General features: G+C 42.2%; 15 protein-coding genes (1 of these 15 only partly in view). 11 read left to right on the top strand and 4 right to left on the bottom strand.

Annotated features, from left to right (window positions below; translation table 11 throughout):
• From DQM55_RS10910 to DQM55_RS11765, 9 genes are all read left to right on the top strand, one after another.
• Positions 1–1,491 carry the 3' portion of an AIPR family protein gene (locus DQM55_RS10910; protein WP_145980191.1) on the top strand. Its footprint begins 303 nt before the window's first position, so 1,491 of the gene's 1,794 nt are visible here — the last part of the coding sequence; its start codon lies beyond the left edge, outside the window; it ends in the stop codon at positions 1,489–1,491.
• A gap of 557 nt (positions 1,492–2,048) precedes the next feature.
• On the top strand, positions 2,049–2,492 hold the full coding sequence (locus DQM55_RS10905; protein ID WP_111676771.1) for a zinc-dependent MarR family transcriptional regulator: 444 nt from the start codon (positions 2,049–2,051) through the stop codon (positions 2,490–2,492).
• The gene (locus tag DQM55_RS10900; protein ID WP_111676769.1) at positions 2,489–3,199 is read left to right on the top strand and encodes a metal ABC transporter ATP-binding protein; all 711 of its coding nucleotides are present in this window, start codon (positions 2,489–2,491) and stop codon (positions 3,197–3,199) included. Before DQM55_RS10905 ends, DQM55_RS10900 begins: the two co-directional genes overlap by 4 nt.
• The gene (locus tag DQM55_RS10895; RefSeq protein ID WP_004193783.1) at positions 3,192–3,998 is read left to right on the top strand and encodes a metal ABC transporter permease; all 807 of its coding nucleotides are present in this window, start codon (positions 3,192–3,194) and stop codon (positions 3,996–3,998) included. The genes DQM55_RS10900 and DQM55_RS10895 overlap by 8 nt, the downstream gene beginning before the upstream one ends.
• Before the next feature lie 9 nt (positions 3,999–4,007).
• A complete protein-coding gene (locus DQM55_RS10890) occupies positions 4,008–5,510 on the top strand; it encodes a zinc ABC transporter substrate-binding protein AdcA (protein WP_002923004.1) in 1,503 nt (500 codons plus the stop codon).
• Between the two features lie 149 nt (positions 5,511–5,659).
• Positions 5,660–6,103, top strand: a complete 444-nt coding sequence (locus DQM55_RS10885; protein ID WP_111676767.1) for a CopY/TcrY family copper transport repressor — start codon at positions 5,660–5,662, stop codon at positions 6,101–6,103.
• On the top strand, positions 6,103–8,349 hold the full coding sequence (locus DQM55_RS10880) for a heavy metal translocating P-type ATPase (protein WP_111676765.1): 2,247 nt from the start codon (positions 6,103–6,105) through the stop codon (positions 8,347–8,349). The genes DQM55_RS10885 and DQM55_RS10880 overlap by 1 nt, the downstream gene beginning before the upstream one ends.
• A gap of 20 nt (positions 8,350–8,369) precedes the next feature.
• A complete protein-coding gene (locus DQM55_RS10875; protein WP_111676763.1) occupies positions 8,370–8,588 on the top strand; it encodes a heavy-metal-associated domain-containing protein in 219 nt (72 codons plus the stop codon).
• An 85-nt stretch (positions 8,589–8,673) separates the two neighbouring features.
• Positions 8,674–9,276 carry a DUF6287 domain-containing protein gene (locus DQM55_RS11765; protein WP_172454773.1) on the top strand — a complete coding sequence of 201 codons (603 nt, stop codon included), beginning with the start codon at positions 8,674–8,676 and terminating at the stop codon, positions 9,274–9,276.
• A 142-nt stretch (positions 9,277–9,418) separates the two neighbouring features.
• Here the strand turns inward: DQM55_RS11765 and DQM55_RS10860 are convergent, their stop codons facing one another.
• Both DQM55_RS10860 and DQM55_RS10855 read right to left on the bottom strand, forming a co-directional pair.
• Entirely contained in the window at positions 9,419–9,991 is a 573-nt protein-coding gene (locus DQM55_RS10860) for a TetR/AcrR family transcriptional regulator (protein WP_023916683.1), read from the bottom strand.
• Between the two features lie 212 nt (positions 9,992–10,203).
• Positions 10,204–10,806, bottom strand: coding sequence for a TetR/AcrR family transcriptional regulator (locus DQM55_RS10855; protein WP_002898690.1), 603 nt, complete (start codon positions 10,804–10,806; stop codon positions 10,204–10,206).
• Positions 10,807–11,161: 355 nt separating this feature from the next.
• Here DQM55_RS10855 and DQM55_RS10850 point away from each other — a divergent pair, with 355 nt between their 5' ends.
• Positions 11,162–13,555: an SIALI-17 repeat-containing surface protein gene (locus tag DQM55_RS10850; protein WP_111676759.1), complete on the top strand. Its 2,394-nt coding sequence runs from the start codon at positions 11,162–11,164 to the stop codon at positions 13,553–13,555.
• Between the two features lie 177 nt (positions 13,556–13,732).
• Positions 13,733–14,863: an ABC transporter ATP-binding protein gene (locus DQM55_RS10845; RefSeq protein ID WP_111676967.1), complete on the top strand. Its 1,131-nt coding sequence runs from the start codon at positions 13,733–13,735 to the stop codon at positions 14,861–14,863.
• Between the two features lie 83 nt (positions 14,864–14,946).
• Here the strand turns inward: DQM55_RS10845 and DQM55_RS10840 are convergent, their stop codons facing one another.
• Both DQM55_RS10840 and tyrS read right to left on the bottom strand, forming a co-directional pair.
• Positions 14,947–15,795 carry a methyltransferase domain-containing protein gene (locus DQM55_RS10840; RefSeq protein WP_002903506.1) on the bottom strand — a complete coding sequence of 283 codons (849 nt, stop codon included), beginning with the start codon at positions 15,793–15,795 and terminating at the stop codon, positions 14,947–14,949.
• Positions 15,796–15,888: 93 nt separating this feature from the next.
• The gene (gene tyrS / locus DQM55_RS10835; RefSeq protein ID WP_111676757.1) at positions 15,889–17,145 is read right to left on the bottom strand and encodes a tyrosine--tRNA ligase; all 1,257 of its coding nucleotides are present in this window, start codon (positions 17,143–17,145) and stop codon (positions 15,889–15,891) included.
• Positions 17,146–17,163 lie beyond the last annotated feature (18 nt).

Here is a 17,163-nt window from a genome sequence, read left to right as displayed (position 1 = left end):
TCCACTATAAGAAACTTTAAAAATAACAATACATCCAACTATAGTAAAATTTTAAAAGAAAGATACCTTAATGTTATTGATCGTTTAAATGACGAGAACGAAGGAAATATAGAAGTAGTATTTGCATCCTTATCTTTATTTAATGTATCTAAAGTTGAATCAAGAGTTGAACATAATTCTCAATATTCAGAGCTACTGTTTTATGGTGAAAATGAACTCGAAAAAATTATTGAAGATTTACAGACCGAACTTAATGTTGTTGAGGAATTTAAATTTGATATAGATCAATCTAAAAATGTTCTAGAGTATCGTTCTAATAATTTTGAAGGTAGTGTTTTAAATATCAGTGCAAATAGTTTAAAGAAAGCATACGACAAATATGAGAGCAAAGGTTTGTTCAACTTGAATATTAGGAGATATATTAAATCAAAAAGTGTCGATGATGGAATAATTAATACAATAAATCATGATAAAGACGATTTTTGGTTTAGAAACAACGGTCTCACAATAGCTTGTAAGGATTATAGGCTAGACGGGAATACTGTAAAAATTTATGATTTTTCAATCGTAAATGGTGGACAAACTACCACATTGATAGCTAAACACCTAAAATCAGTAACTGAAGATTTTTATGTAATGGCAAAAATTGTTAAAAGTGCTGAAGAACTTGGTAGATCAGATTCTATGAATTTTTTCAATGAAATTGCAGAAGCTACCAATTCCCAAAAACCAATACAACCTCGAGATTTGAAATCTAACTCACCTGAAATGTTATTGCTACAGAGACTGTTAGCAGAAAGAGGATACTTTTTAGAAATTAAAAGAGGAGTGTTGGCCCCAAGAAAATATGGAGAGAGTAAGATCAAAAACGAGGAGTTAGCTCAGCTAATATATTCTTTTGTTTTTCAAAAGCCTGGAACGGCTAGATCCAATAAAAAATCACTATTTTCAAATAATACTCATTATAAACAAATCTTCCGCCAAAAATATGGAAAGAATCCAAATCAAGTAGATTTTTTAGTTGATCTTATTCAATTAAATAAGAGAGTGGATCACGCAATTCAAAAATTTAAGAATAAGGAGGCTTATTCTACTTTAAGCCCAAATCAATTGAATGTTCTAAACAACTCTAAACTTGCTATTTTTGCTTTGATGGGATTTATATACAGAATAGTTAACAATGATTTGAAACTTGATTCGCAAAAAATAGAAGATAGTTTAGACTATTTTGAATATGGTTATTTTATTTCAAACTATAAGGATGATGACATTGATGAAAAGATCGAAGAATTAATTTTTGAGTTAGTTGACCATTTGACAGAGTTGTATGAGTCCGAATTGAAAAATGAAAATGTTACTAGTATTAGTAATTTTTTGAAAACAGATAAAAACTATACTCAAACGATATTAGAGAAGTATATCAGTCAATTGAAAAAACGTAAGAATTTAAATAGTTTAATTGATTACTATGGTGCTCTATTTAAGAGATAATATGCTTAGAGTAAGTGTTATATCATTTGTAACTTTATAATAGCGTTACCAACAAGTTACAGAAATTTGTGAAATGAGCCTATTTTGCGAGATTCAAAAGTCCTAAAACCCTATTAAATCAAAGTTATAAGATTCAAAAAAGTAAGCGCTGGACTCAAAATCCAGTGTCCGCAAGGACGTGCCGGTTCGACCCCGGCCGCCGGTATAGCTTAAGTTTAGCGAAGCATTTTAGCTTCGTTTTTTTGTCTTTTCTGTAGTATTTACTTGCAAGCTAATGCGGAAGATTGAATCATGATTTTACTTGTAAATCCACACTCAACTAATGTAATGGACTCACCATCAAATTGTTTATAGAATCTAGAATGCTAATATGAGTCAGCTCGGTTTGTTGCTTTTCATTCTCTGATTGAGTTTTATTTAGGGCTTAAGAATCTAATTGTATGATTAAATATTTTTTGTGAAAAGCATCTTACTTTTACTGAAAATTCTTGACTCTTTTCTTTTTTGTGGTATAATTAACCAGTAAAGCTTTAACTGGTTAAGAGAAGGAGGAGGAAATGACTCATTTAGCGCAGAAGATCGATCAATTTTTAAATGAAGTTATTTTGAAAGCAGAAAATCAGCATGAGATTCTGATTGGTTCTTGCACGAGTGATGTGCCTTTAACCAATACGCAAGAGCATATTTTGATGCTTTTGTCTGAGGAATCCTTGACAAATTCTGATTTGGCAAAAAAACTGAATGTGAGTCAAGCTGCGGTGACCAAGGCTGTGAAATCTTTGGCTCGGCAAGAGATGCTGCAAGCCTTTAAAGATAAAAGAGATGCACGGGTTACCTTTTACCGTTTGACTGACTTAGCGCAGCCGATTGCAAAGGAACACCAGCATCATCACGCGCATACTTTGGAGACTTATCAAAAATTGGCTGAGCAGTTTTCTGCTAGTGAACAGGCGACAATTGCGAAGTTTTTGGAAGCCTTAGTGGGAGAGATCGGCAAATGAGATATATCACAGTTGATAATCTTTCCTTTTACTATGACAAGGAGCCTGTGCTAGAGCATATTCATTATTTTCTAGACAGTGGTGAGTTTGTAACTTTGACGGGGGAAAATGGAGCTGCTAAGACGACGCTTATCAAGGCTAGTTTGGGTATTTTGCAGCCCAAGCATGGGGAAGTGAAGATTTCCAAGACCAATGTGCGAGGCAAGAAACTGCGGATTGCGTATCTACCTCAGCAGATTGCCAGTTTTAATGCTGGTTTTCCTAGTACGGTATATGAGTTTGTCAAGTCGGGACGTTATCCGCGTAAAGGCTGGTTTCGTCGCTTGAATGAGCATGATGAAGAGCATATAAAGGTAAGTCTTAAATCTGTAGGTATGTGGGAACATCGGGATAAGCGAATTGGTTCTCTCTCTGGAGGGCAAAAGCAGAGGGCTGTAATTGCTCGGATGTTTGCTTCGGATCCGGATATTTTTGTCCTAGATGAGCCGACAACAGGGATGGATGCAGGCAGCAAGGATGAATTTTACAAGCTCATGCACCATAGTGCTCATCAGCATGGGAAGGCTGTCTTGATGATTACACACGATCCGGAAGAAGTTCGTAAATATGCTGACCGCAACATTCACCTGGTCCGTAATCAGGACTCACCTTGGCGCTGTTTCAATGTTCATGAAAGTGACGGCCGACAGGAGGTGAGCCATGCTTAATCTATTTTCCTATGATTTTATGCAGCGAGCCTTCTTGGCAGTTATTGCCATGAGCCTCTTCTCACCGATTCTGGGGACATTCCTGATTTTACGTCGGCAGAGCCTTATGAGTGATACGCTCAGTCACGTTTCGCTGGCAGGTGTAGCTTTTGGATTGGTTCTTGGACTATCTCCCACTCTCACAACGGTGCTTGTCGTCATTGTTGCAGCAGTCTTTTTGGAGTATCTGCGGACTATCTATAAGAATTTCATGGAAATCGGAACGGCCATTCTCATGTCAACTGGCTTAGCTATTTCCTTGATTGTTATGAGTAAGGGTAAGAGTTCTAGCTCGATGAGTCTGGATCAGTATCTGTTTGGCTCCATTGTGACTATCAGTATGGAGCAGGTGATTTCTCTCTTTGTTATTGCTGCTGTGGTGCTTGTCTTGACCTTCCTCTTTATTCGCCCCATGTACATCTTGACCTTTGATGAGGATACGGCCTTTGTGGATGGGCTGCCTGTGCGTACCATGTCCATTCTCTTTAATATCGTGACGGGTGTTGCGATTGCTCTCATGATTCCAGCTGCGGGAGCCTTGCTGGTTTCGACCATTATGGTCTTGCCGGCCAGTATAGCTCTGCGGATTGGGAAAAATTTCAAGTCGGTTATTTTGCTGGCAAATGCCATCGGCTTCTTTGGTATGATTGCCGGACTTTATATTTCTTACTATGCAGAGACGCCAGCTAGTGCCAGCATTACGATTATTTTCGTCAGCTTGTTCTTGCTGGTCAATCTGGTCAAAAAATTTATGAAATAGGAGCAGAAAATGAAAAAAATTAGCTTACTATTAGCAGGTTTACTGAGTATTTTCTTAGTAGCTTGTTCCAATCAAAAAAATGCAGATGGCAAGCTCAATATTGTCACGACTTTTTATCCTGTTTATGAGTTTACCAAGCAGGTGGCTGGAGATGAGGCCAATGTTGAACTTCTAATCGGGGCAGGTACAGAGCCGCATGATTATGAGCCTTCAGCTAAGGCAGTTGCGACGATTCAGGATGCAGATGCCTTTGTCTATGAAAATGAAAACATGGAGACTTGGGTTCCTGATCTGTTAAAAACTTTGAAAAATAAGGAAGAAACAGTTATCAAGGCGACTGGAAATATGCTCTTGCTGCCTGGTGGTGAAGAGGAAGAAGGCCATGACCATGGTGAAGAGGGACATCATCATGCCTATGATCCCCATGTCTGGCTGTCACCGAAGCGAGCTATTAAAATGGTGGAGAACATCCGTGATAGCTTGAGCAAGTCTTATCCTGACAAGAAAGCGGCTTTTGAGAAAAATGCAGCGGCTTATATCAAGAAGCTGGAAGCCTTGGACAAGGAATATGAAGATGGGTTGGCCAACGCCAAGCAAAAGAGCTTTGTCACTCAGCACGCAGCCTTTAACTATCTGGCATTGGACTATGGTTTGAAGCAGGTGCCAATTTCTGGACTTTCACCAGACAGTGAGCCATCCGCTTCACGCTTGGCTGAATTGACCGAGTATATCAAGAAAAATAAAATCAAGTATATCTACTTTGAAGAGAATGCTTCTCAAGCTCTGGCTTCTACATTAGCTAAGGAAACAGGGGTAGAACTTGATGTCTTGAATCCGCTGGAAAGCTTGACCGAGGAGCAGACCAAGGATGGAGCTGACTATGTTTCTATCATGCAGGCCAATCTAAAGGCTCTCAAGAAGACAACTGACCAAGAGGGAGCGGAGATTGCAGCCGAGAAAGAAGAAGACGATAAGACAGTCCAAAACGGCTACTTTGAAGACAGTGCCGTCAAGGATCGTACTTTGTCTGACTATGCTGGCGAGTGGCAGTCTGTTTATCCTTATCTGAAAGATGGGACATTGGACCAAGTCTTTGATTACAAGGCTAAGCTGACTGGAAAAATGACGGCAGCTGAATACAAGGACTACTATGACAAGGGCTACAAGACGGATGTATCCAATATCAATATCACAGACAAGACTATGGAATTTGTGGTAGATGGAAAATCCAAGAAATATACGTATAAATACGTTGGCAAGCACACTTTGACTTACTCTAAGGGAAATCGTGGAGTTCGCTTCATGTTTGAAGCGACAGACGAGGATGCTGGGGAGTACAAGTATGTTCAGTTTAGCGACCACAACATTGCACCGACCAAGGCGGCTCACTTCCATATCTTCTATGGTGGCGAAAGCCAGGAAGCACTCTTTGACGAGCTGGAAAACTGGCCAACCTACTATCCAAGTAAATTAACCGGTCAAGAAATTGCCCAAGAGATGCTGGCGCACTAATATAGAAAAAGTTGAGAAGACGGGATTATCCCGCCTTCTTTTTTTGTATATCAGGAAATGACGATAAAAACACTTGACAAATTACGATTACAAATGTAAACTAATAAAGAGTTAGATTACAAATGTAAATGATAAGGGAGTGTTAAACAATGGAACAGCAAAATATTAGCCAAGCAGAATGGCAAGTGATGCGTGTGTTGTGGGCCTATCCACACAGTCGCAGTACAGAAATTATAGCGCGGTTGGAAGCCGATTTTTCCTGGAAACCGGCAACCATCAAGACCCTTTTGAATCGTCTGAAAACCAAAGAATTTATCGCTATGGAAAAAATCGAGGGCAAGTTTTACTACGATGCTCGGATTTTAGAAGCGGACCATCTGGAAAGTACATGGCAGGCGCTTTTTGACAATATCTGTAATACTAAACACGGAGATCTTTTGATTTCGATGATTGAGAGAAGTCAGTTCAGTCAAGGGGACTTGGAGCGGCTCAGTCAGGTCATTGATAAGAAAAGGGCCTCGGCTCCGCTCGAAATTAAATGCGACTGCCCACAAGGACAGTGTCGTTGCGGGCACGGAAAGGAGGCGCATTGATGAGCGAGAAGAAAGAATACAAACTCTCTGGTATGACCTGCGCTGCCTGTGCTATGACGGTGGAGATGGCGGTCAAGGACTTGGAAACGGTCGAGGATGTCAGTGTCAATCTGGCGACAGAACGTCTCAGTTTGCTTCCTAAGGCGGGATTTGATAGCAAGCAAGTGCTGGATGCTGTAGCTGAGGCTGGTTATCAGGCAGAAGAAAAAGGAAAAGACCGACCGTCTGATGTAAGCGAAGAAGCTGAGATTAAAGCTCAGAAATTGCAAAAAAAGAAACAAGAGTTGCTGATTCTTTTGATTACGGCTCTGCCTTTACTTTATATCTCTATGGGAAGTATGGTCGGTCTTCCTCTGCCTAGCTTCTTGGACCATATGGCGCACCCTTTGGTCTTCGTTCTGTCACAACTACTTTTGACTCTGCCTGCTGTGTGGATCGGTCGCGGTTTTTATCAGAGAGGATTTCGCAATCTTATCAAGCAACATCCCAATATGGATAGTTTGATTGCGGTGGGGACCAGCGCAGCATTTTTCTACAGCCTCTACTCGGTCAGTCAGGTTTTTCTAGGTCATCATCCCTTTGTTCATCAGCTCTATTTTGAGTCTGTTGCAGTGATTATTGCCTTGGTTCTTCTGGGAAAATATCTGGAAAGTTCAGCCAAGGGGAAAACGTCTCAAGCGATTCAGTCTCTGCTTGAGCTAGTGCCTAGTCAGGCGACAGTGATTCGCTATGGAGAGACTGTGACCATTGATACAGAGGATATCCGAGTTGGAGACATTATCCGTATCAAACCAGGAGAGCGTATGCCGGTAGATGGCCTTGTGACGGAGGGGCAGACCTTTGTGGATGAGTCCATGATGACTGGAGAAAGTGTCCCGATTGAAAAGAAGGTCGGCGATACCATTACTAGTGCAACAATCAATCAAAATGGTAGTATTGATTACCAAGCAACTAGGGTGGGTTCGGATACGACCTTAGCTCAGATTGTTAGATTAGTGGAGGAAGCGCAGGGGTCTAAGGCTCCGATAGCGGCTTTGGCCGATAAGATTTCGCTCTATTTTGTCCCAATCGTGCTGAGCTTGGCTACTTTGTCCGCGCTTGGCTGGTATTTTCTGGCTGGTGAGAGTCTTAGCTTTTCTCTGTCAATCTTTATCGCAGTTCTGGTCATTGCCTGCCCTTGTGCGCTGGGGTTAGTTACTCCGACAGCCATCATGGTCGGGACTGGTAAAGGAGCTGAAAATGGGATTCTGATTAAGTCTGGGCAAGCTTTGGAAGCAGCTTATCAGCTGGATACTATTGTTCTTGATAAGACTGGGACGATTACGGTTGGTAAGCCCAGTCTGACGGATTTGTTACCTTTGAGTGATTTTAATCGCTCTGACTTATTGCAGCTAATAGCCAGTGCTGAGCAGCATTCTGAGCATCCTTTGGCTCAGGCTATCTTAGAAGCAGCTGAAGAGGAGGGGCTTGACTTACTGCCTGTCAGTCATTTTGAGGCTATGGTTGGACGAGGCTTATCCGCTCAGGTTGAGGGCAGACAGCTTCTGGTGGGAAATGAGTCATTGATGAAAGACAAGAACATTGACAGCAGTGTCTTTCAAGAACAGTTGTTGGAGCTTTCCCAAGAAGGGAAGACAGCCATGTTTGTCGCAGTAGATGGACAGCTAGCTGGTATTTTAGCGGTAGCAGATGAGATGAAGTCCAGCAGCCTGAAGGCGGTGCAGGAGCTCCAGTCTATGGGACTAGAAGTCATCATGCTGACAGGAGATCGTGAAGAAACAGCGACAGCTATTGCCCAGAAAGCTGGAATCCAAAAAGTCATTGCAGGTGTATTGCCAGATGGGAAGGCCGCTGCTATCAAGAACTTACAGGAAGCTGGGAAAAAACTGGCTATGGTAGGAGACGGTATCAATGATGCGCCGGCTCTGGTCCAGGCCGATGTTGGAATTGCCATCGGCTCTGGCGCCGATGTGGCTATTGAGTCAGCAGATGTAGTGCTCATGCATAGTGATTTGCAGGATGTAGTCAAGGCTATCAAGCTCAGCCAAGCGACCATCCGTAATATCAAGGAAAATCTCTTCTGGGCTTTTGCCTACAATACACTAGGTATTCCGATTGCTATGGGGCTATTGCATCTTTTCGGCGGTCCCTTGCTCAATCCTATGCTGGCTGGTCTAGCCATGAGCTTGAGCTCAGTGTCGGTTGTCGTCAATGCTCTGCGTCTAGGACGCTTTAAAATGAACTAAATATACGGAGGAATGAATCTATGAAACAAACAATTCGGTTAGAAAATTTATCTTGTCAAAATTGTGTCAAACACGTCACCCAGCACTTCCTATCTATGGAGGGAGTGTCAGATGTGGTTGTGGACTTAGAAAAGCAGACAGCCCAAGTCACGACTGATAAGCCTTATGGTGCATCTGATTATGAAGCGACTCTGGCAAAAACAATCTACAGGGTTCTGGATGTGGCAGAAGCTGAGTAAATAAGGTCAGTAGCTGTGCGCCTGACCAGCTGCTAGGATTCTTCTTGTAAAAAGCGATAAAATAATCTATAATGTTACTAATCACATGATTTATCTTACCGTGAGAAAGAGGAGAAAAATGAAGAAAAAAGCTTTACCTTTTTTACTAGCAGGAGCTGCTTTATTAGCTATGACAGCTTGCTCAAGGGGCAGTGCTACGAATCAATCAGAGACGCCTACTAGCAGTACGGGCTCGGTAACAAGTTCTGTGGAGCAGGCATCCAGTCAATCAACTGCAGCAGCATCTTCAGTGGCTAGCAGCGCTAGCTCAGAGAGTGCGAGCACAGAAAAAAACAAGGAAAAGAAGGAAGCGATGGACATTTCAGCACTTGCAAATGGTAATTATGCTAGCGTTAAAGGAACCTGGCAGGATGCTTCTGGCAACCAGCTTGTTTTTGATGACAAGGGCTTGGTTTCAAGTGTTTATGAATTGTACGGAGCTTCTCTGACAGACTATGGTACTGCTGCTGGCGGTGTCTACGGCGGAGAAAGCGGAGGTTTTCTGATTGAGTTTCTTCCCAAGGGAGTTAAGGTCGCAGACAAGGAAAACTTTACAGATAATTCAGATGTTGGTCAAGACAGAATCTGGACAGGAGTTGGCCTGAATAGCTTTGACGAACAAGGTAGCTTCTATTATCGAGTAGATTAAACGAAGCTTGGTGCTTAATTTTATAGCTTATATGTTGACGAGAGCAGAAGACTATCTGCTCTCTTTTCTTTGGGAGAGTAAGAAATTTTACAGACAAAAAAAGCCCACCTAATTTAGGCTGGCTTCATAATTTTGAGTTGAATTAGGATTCACTGTGAGGTGTTATAAACTGATCCATAGGGGTTGAAATCACATTCAGGAAGAGCTTGGCGAAATCCTCTGCAGGCATAGGTTCTTCTTTGATAATCCAAATTTCAATGAGGGAGTTAATCCATCTAACAACAATTTCCGTAGCCATTTCTTTTGGAATTCCCAATTTTTTAGAGTCAATTTCTAAATTTTGCACGACCCACTGAGTGAAGAAGGTAGATAGATAGTCACTCCAGAAAGGATCGATAGCTGTAGTATAGAGCACCCTCATCCATTTCCTATGTTCATAAAGGGTAGGAATCATATGTTGGGCAAAGAAGCAGAATGGGTTTTCTCCATTTCCTTCTTCGTAGCTTTCATACAGGGGCAAAAACGGAGTCATAATTGTCTGGCGGATGTATTGGATAATGTCTTCAACATTACTAAAATGCTTTTTATAGATAGCCTGGCGCGATAGACCAGCTTGTTTTGCAATCTCTGAAAAAGTAAAATAAGACTTTTCAGGATTTTGCTCTGCCAGCTCAATTAAGGCATTGACGACTTTGTCTCGAGTATCTTGGGGCATAAGTACCTTCTTTCTTTTTTATTAAGTTCTTGCTGGTTTGTCTAAAAATAGCGCAAATCCCAACAAAAAAGTTTACCGCTTGTCAACTAAAATGATAACACTTTATAGAGGAAATGTCCAATTATTTTTAAAATTTAATATAAAAATATTAAAAAACCAGTCTTCCCTTACAAGGACCGGTTCTGTCATTTCTCTGTTTTTCTTCTAGTTGGTTATGCGATAACAATTTTATTTGAAGGACCAGCTGGACTATCATAGGCAGCAAAGCTGGTTAGGGGTGAAGATACAAGGTTGAGAAATGTCTTAGAGAACTGCTTGCAAGGAACGGGGTCATCCTGAGTGATCCAATTCTCAATAAGAGAACTAATCCAGCCGGCCAGCAGTTGATTGGCCAGGTCTTCAGGAATACCTAATTTTTGGTGGTCAAGATTTAAATTCTGCTCGATCCAGTCCTTGTAACTGGCAGTAATAAAATCGCTCCACAAGGGATCGACAGAACTAGTATATAATATTTTAATGCGTTGGCGTTGCTCATAAATAGCGGGAAGAATCGTTTGAGCCAAAAAAGTGAAAGGATCTAAGTCCGCTTCAGCTTTGTTGCTATTCCAGTTGGGGGCAAAGGCTTGCTTTACCATATCTTGGCGAATGTATTCGATAATTTCAGTAGTGTTATTAAAGTGTCGTTTGTAAATAGCCTGTCTGGACAAGCCGGCTTCTTTAGCGATTTCTGTAAAGGTAAAACGCGACCTGTCTGGCTGTTTATCTGCTAATTCAAAAAATGCATCCAAAATCCTATCTCGTGTATTAAGAGCCATAATTTTATCCCTCCTATACCATTTTACTTTTTCTGTCTGAAATAAGCTAGAAAATAGCCCAGAATTTTTACTAAAAAAGTTTACACATTGTTAAATGGGAAAATTTTTAGTTTAATTTCTGGACATCATGTCTGTTTGAAAACTGGACGATTTCACAAAAATGTACATAAATCAAGCCGATAATCCTTTTGTTTTAACAAGTTAATATGATAAAATAATAAAAAATCTTATCAGAAGTCAAATAGAAAGTGTAGTTTAAAGATTACCTAATCTGAAAGATTTATGGGAGGTTTGACTGGACTTTTTATTAAGGGTTACTGATCGGGATCATAAAATATGTTCAGAGGAGAATAAAATGAAAAGAACAGAAAAAGTTTTGCGATATTCTATTCGGAAGTCAGTTTTAGGTGTTGGTTCAGTCCTTATTTGTGCTCTGTTTTTGGGTCACGGTATGGTGGCGGCAGATGAGGAGCAGCCTGTGGCAAATGCAGTAGAGATTCCGGTCGCTGCATCGCCAGTAAATCAGGATTTGACAACGGTCAGGGAGGCTGCTAATACGGAAGTAGGCACGTTTCTGGCTGAGAAAGTGACAGATCTTGGGAATAATCCAAATTTGTCAGATGAGGAGCTTGCAGCAGCTAAGGAGGAAGTCAATCAAACAGCTGCGAAGGCTCAGAATGAAATTGCTGCAGCTGAGGATAAAGAAAGGATTGATCAAGCTAAGGAAGATGGATTGGCAGACATCAACTCTATCAATCCAGTCGGCAAAGATTTACTTCTAGATGAAATCCAAAATGGAAAAGCAGAGTTTGATAAACTTGTAGATAGTAGCGATTTACTGCTTGAGGAGCAAAAGAAAAGCTTCCAAGAGTCTGTAAGGAAGAAGGCAGCAGAAGCAGAAGATGCAATTCAGAAATTAGATGTTAATGCAGCAACAGCAGAGCAGGCGGAAGTGATTCAAGAGCAGGCAGTAACCGAGGAAGATAAGTTTTTCAAATTTATAGCAAGTTCAACCGTAGATTTCACTCTGGCTTCCAAGTTAGCTGACTTGGAAGCAAATCCCAATCTTTCAGAAGCAGAAAAGAAAGCAGTTAGAGGTGAGATAGAGCAGGTGGTAGAAACAGCCAAGAAGGCTATTGAAGGAGCAGATTCTCAGGAAGTCTATGACCGGGCAAAAGAAACAGCCATAGCCCACTTAGCCAAGATTCACCCTATTGGCAAAGAGCAGTTCTTAAAAGAAATTCAGGAAGAAAAAACAGCTACTATCGAGGCTGTTGAGAAGAGTCAAAGTCTTTCTGCTGAGGAAAAAGCTGCAGCGAAAAAGAAAATTGAAGATGCAGCAGCCATAGCTCAAAAAGCAATTGCAGCTTATAATGCCTGGGTTGAAAGTCCTGATGATGCCGAAAAAATTCAAGAACAGGTAGCGGCAGAGAAGCAAGGTTTGCTAAAAGTTACGACTGGGCTGAAACTAGATCTTGCTCTGTCTGATAAGCTAGCAGACTTACGGAGCAACCCGAATCTGTCAGATGCAGAACGGGCTACGGCTAAAGCTGAAGCGGAAGCAACTCTAGCAGATGCGAAAACGGCGCTTGAAAAGGCTGATACCGAAGAGGAACTAGAGAGAATTGAGGAAGCTGGCATTGCTAGCTTGAACACGATTCATCCAGTTGGCAAAGACTTGGTTTTAGATGAGCTTGAAGAAGAAGTCGACAAACAGATTGAAGCAATTGAACATCATCAAACACTTTCAGAACTCGATAAAAAGCAAGCTAAAGAAAAGATTCGAGCAGTATTAAAGACGGTGACAGATGCGATTGCGCAGCTAGATGATAGTGTAGACAGTGCTGAAAAAGCAGAGAAGCTGCAGGAACAGATTGCTGCTGAGCAGACAAAAGCTCTTGAAAATCTAGAAGCGATTGTCAAGAATGCTGCTAAAGCTAAGACAGCTTCTTCTATTCCAAGTGATTCACCACAGGAAGCTAGGCCTGAATTTAGTGGAGGCGTCAGCGATTCTGAGCCGACAACAGTAACAGAGTCAGAGTATGATTTCTCTAACCATGGGGTTGGAACTCATCCTGATACAGCTCCACAGGCGTCTGCACAAGCAGAATTCAGTGGCAATGTTAGTGATTCAGAAGCGGCAACAGTAACACGGCCTGAATTTAGTGGAGGCGTCAATGATTCAGAGACGATAACAGCGACAGAGTCAGAGTATGATTTCTCTAGCCATGGGGTTGGAACTCATCCTGATACAGCTCCGCAGGCGTCTGCACAAGCAGAATTCAGTGGCAATGTTAGTGATTCAGAAGCGGCAACAGTAACACGGCCTGAATTTACAGGAGGCGTCAATGATTCTGATCCAACTATAACAGAAAACAACGCCTATGATGCTGGCGTTCAGCCATCAGTCAGGAGTGCACATCCAGACAGCGCTCCTCAGATGGCGGCTCTTCCGGAATTTACCGGCGGTGTCAATGCTGCTGACGCGGCTGTAGCTGATGCTTTACCTGCTTACCAAGTAACTAGCGGTATTTTGCCAGCAGTTGATGGGGCCAAATCAGTACAAGAGCAGTCTTCATCAGCTAAGGTCACCCAGCTAGCTCAGCTTAAAAACAAGGAAGGTAAGAGTGGTGCGTCAGTCTTGCCGCATACGGGTCAAGCTTCTAATGCTCTTCTCACAGTTGCAGGAGTTATCAGCGCTTTAGGCGCAGCTGGATTGTCATTCCGTAGTAGAAAAAAAGAAGAATAAGTTTTAAAGAGACCACTTGGTCTCTTTTCTGATGGAGAAAATTTTCAAAAATTATGCAAACGTTTTACTAAAAGTGCTTGAAAAAGTCAAAAAAAAACGATATAATGGACAATGTGAAAGCGCTTTGCAAACGAGAGCTTGAAAGAAAATATTTTTATTCAAAAGAAGGGGCTTATTATGGTCGAATTAAATCTGAAAAATATCTATAAAAAATATCCCAACAGCGACCACTATTCAGTGGAAGACTTCAATCTAGATATCAAGGACAAAGAATTTATCGTCTTTGTCGGTCCTTCTGGTTGCGGAAAATCAACTACGCTGCGTATGATTGCGGGGCTTGAAGACATCACAGAAGGAACTGCCTCTATTGACGGTACAGTGGTTAATGATGTAGCTCCAAAAGACCGTGACATCGCCATGGTCTTCCAGAACTATGCCCTTTATCCGCACATGACTGTCTACGACAACATGGCTTTTGGTCTCAAGCTGCGCAAGTACAGCAAGGAAGATATTGAAAAACGGGTCAATGAAGCAGCAGAAATTCTGGGCTTGAAGGAATTCTTGCAACGTAAGCCAGCCGACTTGTCTGGTGGTCAGCGTCAGCGGGTAGCAATGGGACGCGCTATCGTTCGTGATGCAAAGGTTTTCCTTATGGATGAGCCTTTGTCTAACTTGGATGCTAAGCTGCGTGTTTCTATGCGGGCAGAGATTGCCAAGATTCACCGCCGTATCGGGGCAACAACTATCTATGTCACCCATGACCAGACTGAAGCTATGACTCTGGCTGACCGGATTGTTATCATGTCAGCGACCAAGAATCCTGCTGGAACTGGAACGATTGGACGGGTGGAGCAGATTGGTACACCGCAGGAAGTCTATAACAACCCAGTTAATAAGTTCGTTGCCGGCTTCATCGGTAGCCCAGCTATGAACTTTATCCCAGTTAAACTTGAAGGGAATGAGATTGTCGCAGAAGGTCTGCGCTTGACTGTTCCAGAAGGAGCCCTCAAGGTTCTGCGGGAGAAAGGTTACGAGGGCAAGGAGCTGATCTTCGGTATTCGTCCAGAGGATGTTAATGCAGAAGCTGCTTTCTTGGAAACTTTCCCGAATTCAGTTGTGCATGCCAAAATTTCTGTCTCAGAATTGCTGGGAGCAGAGTCTCATCTCTATTGCCAAGTGGGTTCTAGTGAGTTTGTAGCGCGTGTGGATTCACGGGATTACCTAGAAACTGGTGCAGGTATTGACCTAGGTTTTGACCTCAATAAAGCGCACTTCTTTGATCCAGAGACAGAGAAGACAGTCTATTAATCAGTTGATAAACAAAGAACGCAGACAGGACAGTCTGCGTTTTTAAAATGGCTGTTATAACATCATTTTTTACCGAAAGGTAATCAGATTTTTTCTTGTTTTAGTTTTCCGATAAGAATCTCAGCTGAAATAGTAGCGTGTGTAAGCCGCTCCCAATTGATTAGATTTTTTTCAACATGAAAGAGTAAAGGAGTCATCTGGAGCAGGGCAGTTTTCTCCTCAGAATGTAGAGCATGGGTTGATTCTACGGTCTTTCTAGATAGGATCTGAAAGTGTTTCTGGAAGTGCTGGGCGATATCTTGATTAGAATAATCTTTTTGACGGAGCTGGTCAGCTACTTTAGCTCTAATTTCCTTCAGATGATTTTCTGTTGGGATGACTTTAATGATAAGTCCCTCTTTTTTCAATACTCGCTGAAATTCATGGTAGTTAGCTGGTGAGAAGATGTCCAGCAAGACATCTATGCTTTGATCCTGAACAGGCAAGTGTGCCAAATCACCTACGAACCATTTTACAGCCAGGCTCTGATCACTTTTGGCAGCTAACTGGATAGAATCTTTGGATAAATCAAAGGCGTAAATTTCTTTGTTGGGGAATTTTTCCTGAATTTTTCGAGCATAGTAGCCCTCTCCGCAAGCGACGTCTAGAATGGTCTGTTCTTCAGGCAGGGTCTGCAGCAGATCCTGCAACTCATCTAGGATATGCTGATAAAAGCCGGCTTCCAAGATGACTTTTCTATTTTGAAAGCTCGTTTTGTCATAGTCTCTAGTTTGTTTGACCTGGGGAGCTAGATTGACATAACCGAATTTGGCGATGTCGTAGGAATGGCGATTAAGACACTTGAGGCTGCTTTCTTCCATAGCCAAGCTTTGCTGGCAAAGTGGGCAGGCCAGAGCCGAAGCTTGGGCAAAGCGGGCGAGTTTTGGTTTCATGAGAACTCTCTTTCTATCTGTTTTTATAAAGTTGAATGTCCTTTCATTCGTAAGACATAGAAAAATCCGATTCAGGTAATCGGATTTTTATCTTTAGTAGGTAAGGACAAAGTATTTCTTTTTACCACGGCGGATAACTGTCAGCTCGTCTTCCAGTTTATCTGAGTCGTTGAGAACATAGTCTAAATCTTGGATGCGCTCGCCATTGAGGTAGATAGCACCGTTTTGGACGTCCTCGCGAGCTTGACGTTTGGAGTTTACCACACCGGCTGTCACAAGCAGTTCTACAATATTGAGGTTGTCTTCTGCTTGGACCTGATAGTTAGGCACACCGCGCAAACCTTGTTTGAGTTCCTTGACAGATAGGTTCTTGATATTTCCGGCAAAGAGCTGCTCAGTGATATTGAGAGCTTCCTGGTATGCTTCTTGACCGTGAACCAGACTGACCACTTCGCGAGCCAGGACTTTCTGAGCCAAGCGTTCGTGTGGTGCTGATTCAAACTGCTGACGAATCTCTTCGATTTCATCCAAGGACAGGAAGGTGAAGATTTTCAGGAAGCGGATAGCGTCTGCGTCCATGACATTCATCCAGAATTGATACATTTCGTAAGGAGAAGTCTTATCAGGATTGAGCCAGACAGCATTACCTTCTGACTTACCAAATTTTTTGCCAGTAGCGTCGGTAATGAGCGGAACAGTTATCACATGGCCAGTCTTGTCAGCCTTGCGGCGCAGGAGTTCTGTACCTGCTGTCATATTGCCCCACTGGTCAGAACCACCGATTTGCAGGGTTACGCCGTGGTTTTGATTGAGGATATAAAAGTCATATCCTTGCATGATCTGGTAGGCGAATTCTGTATAGGAAATCCCTGTCTCAATCCGGCTCTTGACAGAATCTTTGCTCATCATGTAGTTGACAGTGAAGTATTTGCCGACATCACGCAGGAAGTCGATAAAGCTGATGCTGCTGAACCAGTCATAGTTATTGACCATCTCGGCCTTATTATCGCCCTTTTCAAAGTCCAGAAAACGAGAAAGCTGATCTTGGATAGATTTTACCCAGCCTTCTACGGTTTCCTTGGTTTGGAGGCTGCGTTCTGCATCCCTAAAGGATGGATCGCCAATCAATCCAGTTGCTCCTCCGACCAGAGCGTAGGGTTTGTGTCCGGCTAGTTGCAAGCGACGGCTGGTCAGAATGGCTACCAAGTGGCCAAGGTGCAGGCTGTCAGCGGTCGGATCGTATCCACTATAATAAGAGACTTGTCCTTCTTCTAAGGCCTTGCGTAAAGCTGCTTCATCAGTGGTTTGGAATACCAAGCCACGTTCTTTTAGCTCATCAAAAATGTGCATCATGTCTCTCCTATTCTA

It is taken from the genome of Streptococcus sanguinis (assembly GCF_900475275.1).
Taxonomy (GTDB): Bacteria; Bacillota; Bacilli; order Lactobacillales; family Streptococcaceae; genus Streptococcus; species Streptococcus sanguinis_N.
This window is presented reverse-complemented; position numbering and strand designations above follow the sequence as displayed.